Annotated in this window: 15 protein-coding genes; 11 read left to right on the forward strand and 4 right to left on the reverse strand. The window is 46.9% G+C overall.

Translation table 11 applies throughout. From position 1 onward, the window contains the following. From K8R76_04780 to K8R76_04805, 6 genes are all read left to right on the forward strand, one after another. Nucleotides 1-434, forward strand: a 434-nt coding sequence (locus K8R76_04780) for a class I SAM-dependent methyltransferase (GenBank protein MCD4847487.1), incomplete at its 5' end; no start/stop codon positions are given. Nucleotides 435-481: 47 nt separating this feature from the next. Next, nucleotides 482-688, forward strand: a complete 207-nt coding sequence (locus tag K8R76_04785; GenBank protein MCD4847488.1) for a LapA family protein — start codon at nucleotides 482-484, stop codon at nucleotides 686-688. Between the two features lie 84 nt (nucleotides 689-772). Beyond that, complete coding sequence (locus K8R76_04790; protein ID MCD4847489.1) at nucleotides 773-2,233, forward strand: trimethylamine methyltransferase family protein; 1,461 nt, start codon at nucleotides 773-775, stop codon at nucleotides 2,231-2,233. Then, nucleotides 2,230-2,934 (forward strand): hypothetical protein, encoded by a 705-nt coding sequence (locus K8R76_04795; GenBank protein ID MCD4847490.1) that lies wholly within the window; start codon nucleotides 2,230-2,232, stop codon nucleotides 2,932-2,934. Before K8R76_04790 ends, K8R76_04795 begins: the two co-directional genes overlap by 4 nt. A 31-nt stretch (nucleotides 2,935-2,965) precedes the next feature. Continuing rightward, complete coding sequence (locus tag K8R76_04800; protein ID MCD4847491.1) at nucleotides 2,966-3,607, forward strand: corrinoid protein; 642 nt, start codon at nucleotides 2,966-2,968, stop codon at nucleotides 3,605-3,607. Further along, nucleotides 3,607-4,500, forward strand: coding sequence for a homocysteine S-methyltransferase family protein (locus tag K8R76_04805; protein ID MCD4847492.1), 894 nt, complete (start codon nucleotides 3,607-3,609; stop codon nucleotides 4,498-4,500). Before K8R76_04800 ends, K8R76_04805 begins: the two co-directional genes overlap by 1 nt. 2 nt (nucleotides 4,501-4,502) lie before the next feature. On the opposite strand, the gene K8R76_04810 is transcribed toward K8R76_04805, so the two are convergent. Further along, complete coding sequence (locus K8R76_04810; GenBank protein ID MCD4847493.1) at nucleotides 4,503-5,435, reverse strand: class I SAM-dependent methyltransferase; 933 nt, start codon at nucleotides 5,433-5,435, stop codon at nucleotides 4,503-4,505. 149 nt (nucleotides 5,436-5,584) lie between these two features. Between K8R76_04810 and K8R76_04815 the strand changes: the two genes are divergently transcribed. The 4 genes from K8R76_04815 (at nucleotide 5,585) to K8R76_04830 (ending at nucleotide 11,404) form a co-directional block, all read left to right on the forward strand. Then, a complete protein-coding gene (locus tag K8R76_04815; GenBank protein ID MCD4847494.1) occupies nucleotides 5,585-7,990 on the forward strand; it encodes a hypothetical protein in 2,406 nt (801 codons plus the stop codon). A gap of 193 nt (nucleotides 7,991-8,183) precedes the next feature. Further along, on the forward strand, nucleotides 8,184-9,305 hold the full coding sequence (locus K8R76_04820; GenBank protein ID MCD4847495.1) for an FIST C-terminal domain-containing protein: 1,122 nt from the start codon (nucleotides 8,184-8,186) through the stop codon (nucleotides 9,303-9,305). Then, nucleotides 9,298-10,491, forward strand: coding sequence for a PAS domain S-box protein (locus K8R76_04825; protein ID MCD4847496.1), 1,194 nt, complete (start codon nucleotides 9,298-9,300; stop codon nucleotides 10,489-10,491). Before K8R76_04820 ends, K8R76_04825 begins: the two co-directional genes overlap by 8 nt. Then, nucleotides 10,439-11,404 (forward strand): response regulator, encoded by a 966-nt coding sequence (locus tag K8R76_04830; protein MCD4847497.1) that lies wholly within the window; start codon nucleotides 10,439-10,441, stop codon nucleotides 11,402-11,404. Before K8R76_04825 ends, K8R76_04830 begins: the two co-directional genes overlap by 53 nt. Nucleotides 11,405-11,431: 27 nt before the next feature. Here K8R76_04830 and K8R76_04835 read toward each other — a convergent pair whose 3' ends face one another. Both K8R76_04835 and K8R76_04840 read right to left on the reverse strand, forming a co-directional pair. Beyond that, the gene (locus K8R76_04835; GenBank protein MCD4847498.1) at nucleotides 11,432-11,683 is read right to left on the reverse strand and encodes a hypothetical protein; all 252 of its coding nucleotides are present in this window, start codon (nucleotides 11,681-11,683) and stop codon (nucleotides 11,432-11,434) included. Between the two features lie 57 nt (nucleotides 11,684-11,740). Next, the gene (locus K8R76_04840) at nucleotides 11,741-12,517 is read right to left on the reverse strand and encodes a ChaN family lipoprotein (GenBank protein ID MCD4847499.1); all 777 of its coding nucleotides are present in this window, start codon (nucleotides 12,515-12,517) and stop codon (nucleotides 11,741-11,743) included. Between the two features lie 363 nt (nucleotides 12,518-12,880). On the opposite strand from K8R76_04840, the gene K8R76_04845 reads away from it, so the two are divergent. Further along, nucleotides 12,881-13,645: a tetratricopeptide repeat protein gene (locus K8R76_04845; GenBank protein MCD4847500.1), complete on the forward strand. Its 765-nt coding sequence runs from the start codon at nucleotides 12,881-12,883 to the stop codon at nucleotides 13,643-13,645. Between the two features lie 48 nt (nucleotides 13,646-13,693). Here the strand turns inward: K8R76_04845 and K8R76_04850 are convergent, their stop codons facing one another. Continuing rightward, nucleotides 13,694-14,512 (reverse strand): hypothetical protein, encoded by an 819-nt coding sequence (locus tag K8R76_04850; protein ID MCD4847501.1) that lies wholly within the window; start codon nucleotides 14,510-14,512, stop codon nucleotides 13,694-13,696. Nucleotides 14,513-14,764 lie beyond the last annotated feature (252 nt).

Raw genomic sequence — 14,764 nt, forward strand, 5'->3', positions numbered from 1 at the left:
ATGTTACTGCTTTCGACACTTCACCGGTCGGTGTCGAAAAGACGAAACGTCTTGCGGACAAAGCACTGGTTCAACTTGAGGTGTTTGTTGCCGACATCAACGATTTTCGCCTCAGCGAAACCTTTGATGTTATTTTCTCAACAGGAGTTCTTCAGTACATTCCGAAGGAAATGCGACTGGAAGCTCTTGGAAATTACCGTCAGTTCACCAGTCCGAATGGCATCAATGCTCTGTCCGTCTTTGTTAAGAAACCATTTATTGCCGGTGCCCCTGATGCGGAAAGCGTTTCACACAGCTGGATCTCCGGAGAACTGCTGAATCACTATCAGGATTGGCGAATAGAGTTCACGACAGAAGAGATATTTGACTGCATGTCGAGCGGCTTGCCGCATCAACACGCAATCAGCCGTGTAGTTGCCAGGAAAGAGATATGAGTAAAAAATAGTTCGAATACTGACAATTTCTGAAAATGGTGGTTATTATGAAACTTAAGCAGGTTGCGATTCTGACCCTGGTATTAGTACTTGTTATCATTGTCGTTCAGAACTCCAACGTAGTGGATGTGCATCTTCTTTTCTGGAAGGTTAGCATGTCCATGATAATCCTAATTTTCTCCGTTGCTCTTATAGGTTTTGTGATCGGTTATCTTTCACATCATTTCGTCCTTGAGCGCAGGAAGAACAAATAATATCCAGCAGAAGATATTATCGCTTACCAAAGGGGTTTCAGTTCCTGAAGGTTTATTACAGGAGCAAATATTAAGGAGCTATCGATGAGACCTGTATTAAGGCTGTTGAGTAATGAACTTATTGAGAGAATAATCTCAGAGGCACGGGATATTCTGTGCAATCTGGGGGTAGAGATTCATAATGAAGGCGTTCTTTCAATGCTTTCTGATCATGGCGCTGAAGTGGATTCAGGGAAAAAGCATGTGCTTTTCACTTATGACATTATCGATAAAGCTCTTGAAGCAGCGCCGGATTCAGTAGAGCTCTACGATGTGATGGGCAGCCGTACACACAATCTTACTGATCATAACGTTTACTTCACGCCCGGTTCTGCGGCGATCAATATTCTTGATTCCAGGAGCGGTGAGATTAGAAAACCGTCAACCGCAGATTATGTGGAGTACGCGAAGCTGATGAGCGGACTGGATAACATCGCCTCCCAGAGTACAGCGTTCATCCCAGCCGATGTTCCCGAGAAGATATCGGACAGCTACAGGCTTTTCCTCAGTCTTCTGTACTGCTCCAAACCTGTGGTAACAGGCGCTTTTACAATCAATGCATTCAATGTGATGAAAGATCTGCAGCTTGCCATCCGTGGATCGGAAGACGCTCTGCGGGAGAAACCTTTAACGATATTCTCCTGTTGTCCGACTGCTCCTTTGAAATGGAGCGATGTCACCTCTCAGAATCTGGTCGACTGCGCTAAGCACTTCATACCTGTTGAATATATTTCAATGCCGCTTTCCGGTTTCATGGCTCCCGTGACTCTGGTTGGATCTATTGTTCAGCATACTGCGGAGACATTGAGCGGTGTCGTACTGAGCCAGCTTACACAGCCCGGAACTCCGATCATCTACGGCGGTTCACCTGCCGCTTTTGATGTTCGGTACGAGACAACACCGATGGGAGCGGTGGAAACGCAGATGATAGATTGCGGAAATAATGAGATAGGTAAATATCTGAATCTTCCTACTCAAGCTTACATTGCTCTGAGCGACGCGAAACAGCTGGACGCGCAGGCGGGACTGGAAACCTCAATGGGCGCGACTCTTGCCGCTCTGTCCGGGATAAACAGCATATCAGGGCCAGGAATGCTTGATTTTGAAAGCTGTCAGAGCCTTGAAAAACTTGTTGTTGATAATGAAATATGTGGAATGACACTCAGGCTGATCAGGGGAATAGAACCGAAGGAGGATTTTCCCGCTATACCCATTTTCGAGGAGCTTCTTAAGGAAAAGCACCTTCTGATTGCCAACCATACAAGAAAGTACCTCCATGATGAGCATTATTTCCCCGGGGCTGTAATTGACCGCGCGAACAGTTCAAGGTGGAAAGAGGAGGGAAGCCAGACCATCGGTGACAGGGCAAAAAAGGAGATTGAAAGACTTTTGGAAATATGGGAACCCACAGAGCTGCCTGATGATGTTCTTGCGGAAATGACAGTTCTGATGAAAGCGGAAGCCGCGAAGTTCGGGATGAATTCACTCCCGCATGAGAACTTATGAGATCGATTATTAGTTTTGCGCGGGAGGATATCAAACTCCCTCGGAAGGAGATACTCCGCAGCCAGGGAATTCCTGATGAATCTGAACTAAGTGAGAATTTCGAGCGGGTTTACACAGAAGCAATTGAGTATTTTCAAGAACTTGCAGAGCCAAAAGGGATAATGAACGAGATAACAACCTCCGTTTTCGAGGGGGTGTTCCGCGGAGAAGGGCTGAACGAGAACGAGAACCCGGTAGAGGATATATACAGGAAAAGCAGTTATCTTGTTCTGTTCGCTGTTACGGTCGGACATATTCTCAGTGAAAAAGTAACTGAACTTTTTAATACCGGATATTACGCGGATGGATATATGCTTGATTCAGTCTCGTCATATGCTGCAGATCAACTGGTAGAACTCGCAGCGCAGAATATGCAATTGGAACTTGCCGGGAGGGAACCGGCGGCAGCTTCGCTGCGGGTCCTGGGCTATAGCCCGGGGTACTGCGGATGGCATATAAGCGGTCAGAAAAAACTGTTTGAAGTTCTTCATCCTGAAGAGATAGGTATTACATTGAATGAGAGCTGTCTCATGAGCCCGATAAAGTCCGTGTCCGGGGTGCTTATTGGAGGGCCAGCGGAAATACATGAATTTGTGAATTCGTATCCATTCTGTCATGCATGCAGGACAAAGTCATGCCTAAAGAGGATGCGGAGTTTGTAATAAGGTCTATAACTGATATGTGGGGATCAATATGGAACTTCTGAAACAGATATCTTTCAATCTGCAGAACGGTTTTGATGAGACAGTGGCTGAGCTGACAAAAGAAGCTGTTGAGAAACAGATACCTCCGGATGAGATAATGAATAACGGTTTGATTGCAGGGATGAACATCGTTGGAGAGAAATTCAAGAATCATGAAATATTTCTTCCCGATGTTCTGCTTGCCGCAAGGGCGATGAATAGTGCTATGGAGGTTCTGAAGCCGCTTCTTATCGAGGATGGGATTCCAGTAAAGGGAAAAGTTGTAATAGGTTCCGTAAAAGATGATCTGCATGATATCGGAAAGAACCTGGTCGCGATTCTACTCAAAGGTGCAGGATTCGAGGTTATTGATCTTGGAAACGATGTCTCTGCGGAGAAGTTCATCAGCGTTGCCGCCGAAGAGAACGCGGATGTAATCGGAATGTCCGCTCTTCTTACCACAACGATGCCGGTCATGAAAAAGGTCGTTGATATGGCAAAAGATGAGGGTCTGTACGGAAAAGTCAAAATCATAGTGGGAGGAGCGCCTGTTTCGAAGGCATTTGCGAAAGAGATCGGTGCTGACGCATACAGTTATGACGGCGCCAATGCCGTTGAAACCGTTGAATCTTTCTTCTCGAGAGATAGTTAATGAAAAAGATTCTTGAACGTTTGAACAATGGTGAAATACTTGTTGCTGACGGAGCCATGGGAACCATGCTGTTCGAAATGGGGCTTAAGAGCGGTGAGTGTCCTGAAGGATTGAACCTCTCAAGGATCGATATACTAAAGGATATTGCAAGGCTCTACCTTGATGCCGGAGCTGACATAATCCAGACGAATACATTCGGGGGATCTCCCCTGAAACTTGCTTCTTACTCTCTTGAGGATGAAGCGCCCATGATAAACAGAAATGCAGTGAAGGCTGTGAAGAGTGTTGTTGAGGGCAGGGCGTATGTGTCAGCCTCCTGCGGCCCCTGCGGAAAGATCCTGAAACCCTATGGTAATACCGATCCTGAGGACATATACGAAAGCTTTGAAATACAGATGCAGGCCTTTGCTGAATCAGGATGTGATGTAATCTGTATCGAGACGATGATGGATCTCGGAGAGATGCTTCTGGCTCTGAAAGCCGCAAAAAAGAAAGCACCTGGAATCCCTGTCATGGCGACCATGACTTACGATCCGACCCCCAAAGGTTTTTTCACGATCATGGGTGATACAATAGAAAAGACATCATGCGAATTGGAAGAAGCTGGCGCGGACGTAGTTGGTTCCAACTGCGGAAACGGAATCGAAAACATGATAAGGATTGCCAGGGAATACAGAAAGCACACTACTCTTCCGCTTATAATCCAGTCAAATGCCGGCCTTCCCTTAATTGAAAACGGGGAACTTATTTACCCGGAAACACCTGAATTCATGGCGCAGAAGTCAAAGGAACTGGTTGATGCCGGCGTGTCGATAATCGGTGGCTGCTGCGGAACAACCCCTGAACATATCCAGGCCATCAGGAGGGCATTGGGGTCAAATCTTTCTTCTTGATATCAAGAGGAAAGATTTGACCCCATGTTCCTTTCGATAACAAGATGATCCTGTATCTGAACAAGCGGTTTCTTCTTCATCCAGAAATTGTCAAAGATATGATCGGTGATCTCCTCTTTCTGTTCAAGACTGTACTTATGCACGTTGGGGTAAAGAAGGATCATCCAGATCACCGCCATGAATTTCTCGAAATCATCAACAAAGAAATTAACACAGTGAGTTTGCCTTAAAATCTTCGCTTTGCTGAATACTCTGTTCTTCTCCAGTGCCGCGCCAAAGGAGTTCAGATCCTGATCATTACGGCAATTGAAAAATTTGCCGGCAAAATGATTGTAGAGCCAGGTTGTGGAGTACCGGTCTTCGCTGTTTGAAGCCATCATCACAGCATGGATTGCTCCCCGACGGGCAAGAATCTTTCGGTATAGACTTACGAAGAATTCTTTCCAGACCGATTCATCGCAGTAGTAAAGAGAATGATGGAGAGTGATAAGGTCCGGTTTTCTACCGTCCAGTTTGTCCTTCAGGAACTGTTCCGCCTTTTCCGGCCGGACAAGAACCCTGTTGTAATCCGCCATTATAGTGGTAACGTGTTCTATCCATTGCCTTTGAATACGATCCTTGACGATGGAAAGAGGTACACTGTCGATATCGAGAAGGTACATACCTCCACGGAAGGCTGATTCCAGAATCTGGAACTGCGGTTCAGATCCGGAACCGATGGAAAGGACTCGTAGTTTTCGGGAAAGAGGTAAAGCTTTGTTAATCGTTCTGATTACCCGCATGAGGACTTCACCGATGTCTATCTTGTCTCCGCTGTTCCGCGACCAGACCAGATCCTCATCGTACATATCTGTATCGCCGGCTCTCATGCCCTTCTCGATCAGATTTTTTCTGGAGTCAGTACTCACTTTCTTTCCTCCTGCATTCATATCCATTCAATATACAGGCAAAAACAGGTTCTGTAACGTTCTACTTGCTCTGTCTGTAAAGATTGTACATATAATCTTATAAGTTTAGTAATATCAAGAAACTATGCTTAATACTGATATTATTGTTTAATCCTCGGAGAGGAGGATGTGTAAACATGTTTAGGGTAACTCTGCTTCTTCTCGTTGTTGCTGCGTTCAGCGTGGCAGGTGAATTGACGGTTACAATTCCCTTTGACCGGGCCGATGTAAACCTTATCTCTGAGGGAATCTATACAGCAGTGACTGTTCCCGGACTCCCTTACATAATCCACGACGGAGCGCCCTGTCTTCCGATAATGCCGGTGAGGATTGCTCTTCCCACTGGATGCAGTGCAACCTGGATAGAAGTTGTTGCTGCTGATTATACGAATCTGATCGGTGGTTACGATGTAATGCCGGCAAATGAGCCTGTTCCACTCTCAGTTGAGATGGATCACATGCAGTCTCCTCCTGACCCTGAAATATATGGAAGGGATACCCCCTTCCCGCGGGAAATGGCATCTCTGCACAGTTCCAGTGTCTACTGGGGGATACCCATCGCGTACGCGGTGGTTTATCCTGTGAGATGGAATCCTGCCAGCAGGACCATCCAGGTTCTGTCACAGATGACCCTTCGGGTGACTTACGAGTATGACCAGTCTGTCAATCTCGTTTCCAGAAGGACCCGGGCCAGCGAGGATAAGGCCATGGATATCGCAGGAAGATTCGTCGTAAATCCTGACGGCGTCAGTCCCTCGGGCGCCGTTATCATTCCGGAAAGAGATCTTGAGTACGGGCAGTACGTGATTATCACTAATCCGGAATACCAGCTTCAGGCTCAGCTGCTGGCTGACTGGAAAACTTTAAAAGGCGTTCCAGCGAATGTTTACACAACAGATTGGGTTGAGTCACAATACTCCTCATGTGTTGACCTTCCACAGAGCATGAGAGCTTTTCTGACTGACTGCCGTTATGAAGGTACTGATTATGTCCTGATCTTCGGCGACGATGACAAGGTTGTCTGCCGCGACGCGAAGCTGGTTGGAAGTTCGTCATATTCGGAGATCGCACCGGCCGATCTCTACTTCGTTGATATCAACGATGCTATTCCAGGAGATGATCTCTGGAACGCCAACGGCAACGGAATCTGGGGTGAGGTTCCCTATCCCTACCAGTATCCTCAACCTGCGGGTTATGACCAGGTCGACTACCATCCCGATCTCTTTGTCGGCAGAGCCAGCGTGAATTCCTTACCGGAAGCCGATCTCTTTATCGATAAAGTGTTTCTGTATGAAGGCATTCGGACAGTCGATTATTTCGAAACAGGCTCTAGAGAGCTCCGGATAGGCTATACTACAGGAATACTCTGGAGTTCCCCCTATATCCCCGGCAGCGCTTCCGCGGAAGCTATCTCCGCCTACATTCCCGGCAGCGCCTGGGAAGAGGAAAAACTCTATGAGTCCGAAGGGACCAACAACGCAACCAATACGATAAATATGATCGATGCCGGGCCGCATCATGTCTATCATGCAAGCCACGGCAGCAAGACCTATATGTGGACATCTGCTTACAGCAACTATACTGTGGATCACATCATGGCCCAGACGAACATATCATCCGGAGGGCTTCCCGCTCTCTGGCAATCCATTTCATGCCATATAGGTTACCTCGATGGCTACGAGTGCTGCGCTGATGCCTGGCTCGCGTCGCCTGATGGTGGTGGATTCGGGTGCTTCAATACGAGATACGGTTGGGGCAATTTCGCTGGTCCGTGCAAAGGCCCGAGCGAGATGCTATGCATAAGATTCTACATCGATCACTGGGAAACCGATATCTACAACCTTGGCATCGCGCACGCGACAAGTATGGATTACTATGTTCCCCCCTGCAGCACCTACATGGACTGGTGTTTGAAGGAATACACACTTTTTGGTGATCCTGAACTACCGATGTGGACAGAAGTTGCCGGAAAGCTTGAAGTCACCCACCCGAGTACTATTGACGGTTCTACATACATAAGTGTAACTGTGAGTGATGACAGCGCTCCTGTCGAGAATGCAAGAGTATGCCTGCAGAAGGGAAACTGGCAGACCGGTGAGATTTACGAAGTGGTCACAACGGACGCTTCCGGTCAGGCTGAGATCTATGTGGAACCCACCACTACAGGTATACTCAACATCACCGTGTGGGCCAGAAATTTCAATACCTATCCTGGCTCAATCGATGTTACCGGTGTCGGTGTCGGAGAGACTGAATCACCAGTTCTGAACAACAGACTGAATTATCTGGGTCCGAGCCCTGCATACGAGTCAGCGGTTCTTAACTTCAGCATAGCATCGATATCAAACGTCACGATCGATGTGTTTGATATAAGCGGGAGAAAGATAGCGACCATTCATGACGGTGAACTTCAGAGCGGCGATCACAGCATTTTGTGGAACCTTACTGACGGGCGTGGGGGCGTAGTTCCCGCAGGAGTTTACCACCTCCGGCTCTCGACGCCAGGGTTTACCGATTCGAAGTCGATGATGGTTCTCAGGTAAGGTTATTTCAACATCGATTAGCGGAGGGGAGGGCTTTCGTCCTCCCCTCTTTTGAGGTTAAACATATTTACCTGAGCTGTTTGAGCATGACCTGTATCAGGTGTAGAGCCTTCAGGAGAGATTCTTCGGCTTGGCACCGGATCGGAATTCGGATAGAATAATTGTAATGGTAAGCAGAAAAGCGAGGATGAATATGTTTCTACCTGAAGTGAATCGAGAGAATATCGTTGAAGCTGTTTCCCTGCTTGATGTGAAGGACGATGAAGTGGTCATGATTCTTATAGGGGAAGATAGCATCCCTGATATAGAGGGTCTGACAAGTGATCTGAATGAAAAGGGTATATGCTTTTTCGGCGGGATTTATCCCGGAGTCATTCATGGCGAATCGAAATCCACAGAAGGCGCGATCATACGAAAAATGCCAGGGATAGAAAAACCGGCTGTAGTGGGTATTAAAGAACCGGATTCCATAAAAATTCCTGATTTTACCGGATTTCAAAGTATTGAATCCGATAAGAAATACACCGCCATTATTCTGATCGACGGGATGGCTCCGAATATCGGATTATTCCTTTCGGAGATGTTGAACAAGCTGGGTAATTCCGTTAATTATTTCGGAGGAGGAGCCGGGTATCAGAGCATGAAGAAAGACCTTTGCCTTTTCTCATCCGAGGGATTTTTCAATAATGCCGCGATAGTGGCTCTTGTCAAGCTTGAAGGTTGTCTTGGCGCTCGGCATGGCTGGAAGAGAATGATGGGTCCACTTGTCGCTACACGAACGGATCGAAACCTGATCAGCGAATTCAACTGGGAAAATGCTTTTGAAGTATACCGCGAGGCTGTAGAGATGGATTCGGGCAGGAAGTTTTCTGAAAACGACTTCTATGATATAGCAAAAGAATACCCTCTAGGATTATTCAGGGAGGGTTGTGAAAATATCGGACGCGCCACTGTTGCGCTGACCGCTGACGGAGACATTGTCTGTGGAGGGGAAGTGCAGGGCAATGCGGTAGTGGATATTCTCGGAGGGAATAAGGAATCTCTGATCAAGGCGGCACAGATGGCTGCGGAAGATTGCCGGGTACCTTCCGGTAAAAGTATTCGTCACTGTCTTGTCTCTGACTGCATATCCAGAGCACTTCTTCTTGAGAATGAATATTCTGAGGAACTCAAGGCAATAATTCGTGGAGCCCGGTCTGCTGATAACAGGGAAATTCCTGAAGGAGCCATGACACTGGGAGAAATTTCGTCCCTGGGAGAGCGATATCTTGAATATCTGAATCTTACAACGGTTGTAATGGTTTTGTATGAGTAAGGACAGAACGGATTCCAGAAAGACTATTCAGGAGATTTCTCTTCTTTACGAACTGTCACTTTCAATCGGCACTTCGATCAAAGTAAGGGAAAACTGCATCGAGTTTCTCAAGGCACTGATGCTGAGAAAGAACCTGGGATTCGTATCCGTCTGGATAAGAGATGTTTTCCTGTCAAAAATGCAGGATTCCGATGGAGTCTCCCTCATATATGCCCATCCTGAATTCAAGGTAAAGGATACTCACCTTTCTATTAACAGCCCTCTTTTTGAAGCCCTCAGAACCGGCGAAGTTGTAAGTGTATCCTCTTCTGAGGCAGCTTTTCAGGAGCTGGTCACTGAAAGCGGAATGGACAGGGGGATGTTTACGATATTTCCCCTGAATGAAATAGGTGTTCTCAAACTCTACTCAGTATCCAGAGAAGAGCATTTTGAGAAGAGGGAGATCAATCAGCTTCGAAGTGTTGTTTCAAAATTCGCAGTATCGCTTGCAGGATGTCTTTCACACGATATGCTCATGCGTGAGATATTGGAACGGAAGAAAGCGGAGAACGCGCTGAGGGAAAGCGAACAACGCTACCGCAGTCTTTTCAGTTCAGCAAGGGACGCGATATTCATAATGAAGGATTACAGGATAGTGGATTGTAATCCGGTAACACTGAGAATGTTCGATTGCACGCGAGAGCAGATTATCGGGAAATCACCTTACCGGTTTTCCCCGGAGCTACAGCCAGATGGTTCGAAATCCCGCGTTTCAGGAAAAAATAGAGCAACAGAAGCGCTCAAGGATGTACCCCAGATTTTTGAATGGCTTCACAGCAAATGGGACGGAACTCCCTTTTACGCGGAAGTAGCCCTGAACAAAGTATCTATTGCTGGCGAGAACTACCTCCAGACAATTGTTCGAGACATATCGGATCGAAGAAGGGCAGAGGAGGAACGCCTTGAATTCGAGAAGAGTGTTCAGCATGCCCAGAAGCTGGAAAGCCTTGGTATTCTTGCAGGTGGTATAGCTCATGACTTCAACAATCTGCTTGTGGGTATTCTTGGAAACGCTGATCTTGCTCTTAGAGATCTTTCTCCGTCTTCTTCAACGCATGCAAACATCGTACAGATCGAGAAAGCACAGCAGGCAGATGCTGGCGTATTCAGGCAAAGGAAAATTCATAATCGAAGTTCTGAGCCTTAACGATGTTGTTGAAGAAATGGCTTATCTTCTCAAAACATCAATATCAAAGAACATAGTTCTAAGTTACAACCTGGCAGAAGAGCTGCCGCCAATCAAGGCCGATACTTCACAGCTAAGTCAGGTAGTCATGAATCTTATCACCAACGCTTCAGAAGCAATCGGTGAAAGGAGCGGTATCATCAGGCTTGATACAGGCGTAATGGAATTTGACGGTTCCGAAATGCCTGAGGAATACATAACACAGGAAAAGCTTAAAGGTGCTTATGCGTTCATCAAAGTATCGGATACGGGTTGCGGAATGAGTCAGGAAACAATTGCCAGTATGTTTGATCCGTTCTATACCACAAAATTTTTCGGCAGAGGGCTTGGTCTTGCCGCTGTGATAGGAATCGTCAGAGGGCACATGGGTGCTATAAAAGTTTCAAGCGAACCCGGGAAGGGATCAAATGTGCTGATAGCGTTCCCGGCATGTACGGATTCCTCAGATTCAGAGCCGGAGGAATTACGGAATGACAGCAAACTGATCGGCAGGGGAACCATTCTCCTTGTTGATGATGACGAAACTGTTCTTTCAGTCGGCAGAGAGATGCTGGAAACACTTGGAATTTCAGTGATGACAGCAGCTGGAGGACAGGAAGCTCTCGATTTATTTACGGAGAACCGGGAACAGATTATCTGTGTCGTTCTTGATCTTACAATGCCGAACATGGACGGAAAAGAGACCTGCTCAAGACTCAGGGATATAGATCCCGCTATACCTGTGATAATATCGAGTGGTTACAGCAGGAAGGATGTTGAGAAGCAGTTCGGCGATAGCGGAATATCAGGTTTCCTTCCAAAACCATATCGTTTATCTGATCTTCTCGATAAGCTCAGCAACGCACTCGACATGGAAAAGAGTCAGATCAGATAATATTTCCTATCAATGCTCTAACCCGCATCAGCTGACCGGAATTGCGAAGAGGGTTATTCCAAGCAGAATAAGTGCAACCATCATCATCCAGACCTTGCGAAATACTCCCTTCGCAACAGTGACAGCCACAAAACACTGGATCATGTAGTAAAAAGCGAACGCTCTTGAAGCCAGAGCGACTATCTGGAACATGCCGGCTGTCCAGGCCAGCAAAAAGGCTCCGACTCCTATAACAAGGTATGCGACTTTCCTGCTGATCTTCTGCTGAGATGTTTCCATTTACGTGGATCCATGATTACATCTCCTCGAGTGTGACAAATGATCTTCAGTCCGGATCTATCGAACGATCACAAAATCCGCCTGATCAGCGTCCCACGGTTCATCTTCTCCGATTATCTTCACCGTAAGGTATGTAACCCCGGATTCAAGCTGATCCGGGATACCGGAGCGTTCGTCGCTGTGGAAGCTGCCGCATATGAAAAGGCAGCTCTGACCGGTTATTGATGAAGCCATGACAGCGTCTTTGAGAAGCTGTGCCCTGTACATGTTTGAAGGATCCATGGGCATGCTCTGCATCTGGCTGCTGATTGCTTCCATTGTGGCCATGAATCGCTCTCTGTAAGATTCATTCGTGGAATCGACATCTGTACTGAGAAAGACATCTCCCCCCTCGATTCCCGACAGGCCTTCCCAGCCGTTTCTTGCAACCGCTGCTGCATACCGCCTGGGTACATTAGCAGCTATAACACCGTAGCCGTTCAAAGCTGCATACTCAACAAGCGGATGGTAATCCTCGATGTAATTTCCCCATGGTCTGCTTCCCTCAAGGAACTCCTCCAGAGTGAGTTTCCCGGCAAGGTAATCCTCAAGCACTTCCTGTACATCAGTTTCAAACATCTCCAGCGCAAGAAAACGATCAAAGGAAGCCATGGTCATCCAGAGGAAGAGTTCCCATTGATGGGCAAGGCTGTCATCATGCTTCTCGCCTACGAAAACGACGGAAGCCTCGTCCATCAACTGAATCATTTCCTGGGCAGTTAAGATTTCCTCTCCGTGATGGATTACACCCGGTGGAGGAGTAAGCGCTATAAGTACTGACAGTATGAGCATCATTATTCCTGCGTATCCTTTCTGAAGAGGGAATCAATTTTCCCTCATTTTCAAAACGTTCCATTTAACCGGAACTTTCCAGATGTTCTTTGATCAAGTATCCGTTGAGTACTTCTGACATGGACACTACTTCGAAACATAATGATTTCATGGGGGCTGTCTAACCAATTATCATATCCATTAATCTTCTTATGAGATCACTCCTGATAGGGTATGCACTGAAAAGAAATTATACTTATCTTTTGTTCGCAGTATTTTAGCTGTTCTGAATATCAATTCAGTGCTACAGAATCATAATGAATAAGCTGGAGAGGTTTATTCAGCGACTAAACCCGGTGATACCGGGAGGAACAAGGAAGGAAAAGGATGAAGAATCATGAACTGATTCGTATGTTTCTGCTGATACTGGCATTGGTGATTGGAATGCTCTCTGCATGCGGGGAAACTTCTTCCTCTTCGACCAGCGAGCACATGGAGCAGGGAATCGAATTCGCCCGGCAGGGAGAACTGGATAGTGCCGTTGCAGAATTTCTGGAAGTTCTCAGGCTTGATCCGGAACATGCAGAAGCACACGGTCGTCTTGGGTATATCTACTCACAGCAGGATCGGATAGATGAGGCAATTGAAGAATATGAAGAAGCTATTCGTATCGATCCTGATAATGCTCATGTGCACAATGCACTGGGAGGCATATACAGCGACAGAAACAGCTATGATGAGGCGATTGCCGAATTTGAGGAGACAATAAGGATCGATCCGGATTATGCGGAAGCTCACTATAATCTCGGAGTCATCTATGCCGCACAGGATCGTCTCAGTGAGGCTGTCTCCAAATACGAAGAAGCAATAAGAATAAATTCTGATTATGCAGAGGCATACTACAATCTTGGTGCTGCCTACTCCCGGCAGGGTCGATATGATGAAGCCGGCATAGAGTTGGAGGAAGCAATCAGGATCAATCCCGATTATGCGGAGGCTCATTACAATCTGGGGATCATCTATGCAGGTCAGGGATTGATCGATGAAGCTATCACCGAGATGGAGACGTATCTGCTGCTCGAACCTGACGCTTCAAACAGTGAAGCGGTGGAAGAGGCGCTCATTCAACTCAGAGCGTACCAGGGTGAGTAACTAAAGCCCGGAAATATCATCGGCAGGCCTGCGCTGATAGAGTGGTCGCTATTCCCTTATTATCCGGTCCCGCGCCCACATCAGCTGCGCGATACCGAAGCTGTAATCATCGCCCCCCCATTCAGGGTACTCGACACCTTCCTGGAAAGCCTGTATGGCGTTTTCAAACTGACTTCCCTCATCTTCTCCGCATATCTGCATCGCCAGTCCAAGATAGCCGTGGGCCAGCAACAGCTCGAATCCCGCCTGCGGTGAAACTCCGAGTGGCCTGCCTGCATCGATTGTCAGCTGCTGTGCGCTGTTAAGGGATTTCACGAAGCTGTAAATAGCTTCTCTGTGGCGACCCAGAGAGAGCTGGTGAATTCCGGCTGCCCAGTAAGCCATAAAGAAAGAGTAAGGTCCCTTATCCAGCTCATGACGCCATTCGATACATTGAAGGGCCGCTGAAAGACCCCGTTCGAAGTGCCTTCTGTGCCTTGTGAGAGTATCGCCCGGCCAGCATTCCGCCAGGTCGGCCGAAAGGTTGTAGGACATTACATTTGCCATATCCAGGAATACTGCGATTGTGAAGGAATCCGATGAACTGTTAGCCTGATAGAGAGCTTCCTCTATTCCGGAATCCATTACAGTTATGTAATCGTCTAAATTCCTTCCCTCCCATTCACTGAATATGTAGAGTTCACGGGCCAGCTCGTAGAGCTGCAGTCTCTGGACAGGTTCGAACTTCTCAATGTGTTCAATCACCGCATCAGGACCGTGATCTTCTATCAGCACCATCAGAGCATCTACCTGATCTCCCAGGAAATCCCCTGCGACAGACACTGTACTGATAATAGAAAACACAAGAAATACTGCTCCTGTCTTCATTGATCTTACTCCCTTTCTGATATTTACTGCAGATGGATATGCGATTACCCATAATACAGCAGGAGAACATGAAGAATATCACCTGACTTCATAATATATGCTTCGATATCATGATTAATCAGAACCATCTGCTTATTCTACTGTTACCGGGAAAATGATCTGATGTAAAAATAGTTACCTCCGAATTCTGTTTTTACCAGCAGACCTTTTTCAATGAGTTGTTCCGCGAGTGATATGTCCTCGCCAGCTTTT

Source organism: Candidatus Aegiribacteria sp., from assembly GCA_021108435.1.
In the GTDB taxonomy this organism is placed as follows: domain Bacteria; phylum Fermentibacterota; class Fermentibacteria; order Fermentibacterales; family JCC-6; genus Aegiribacteria.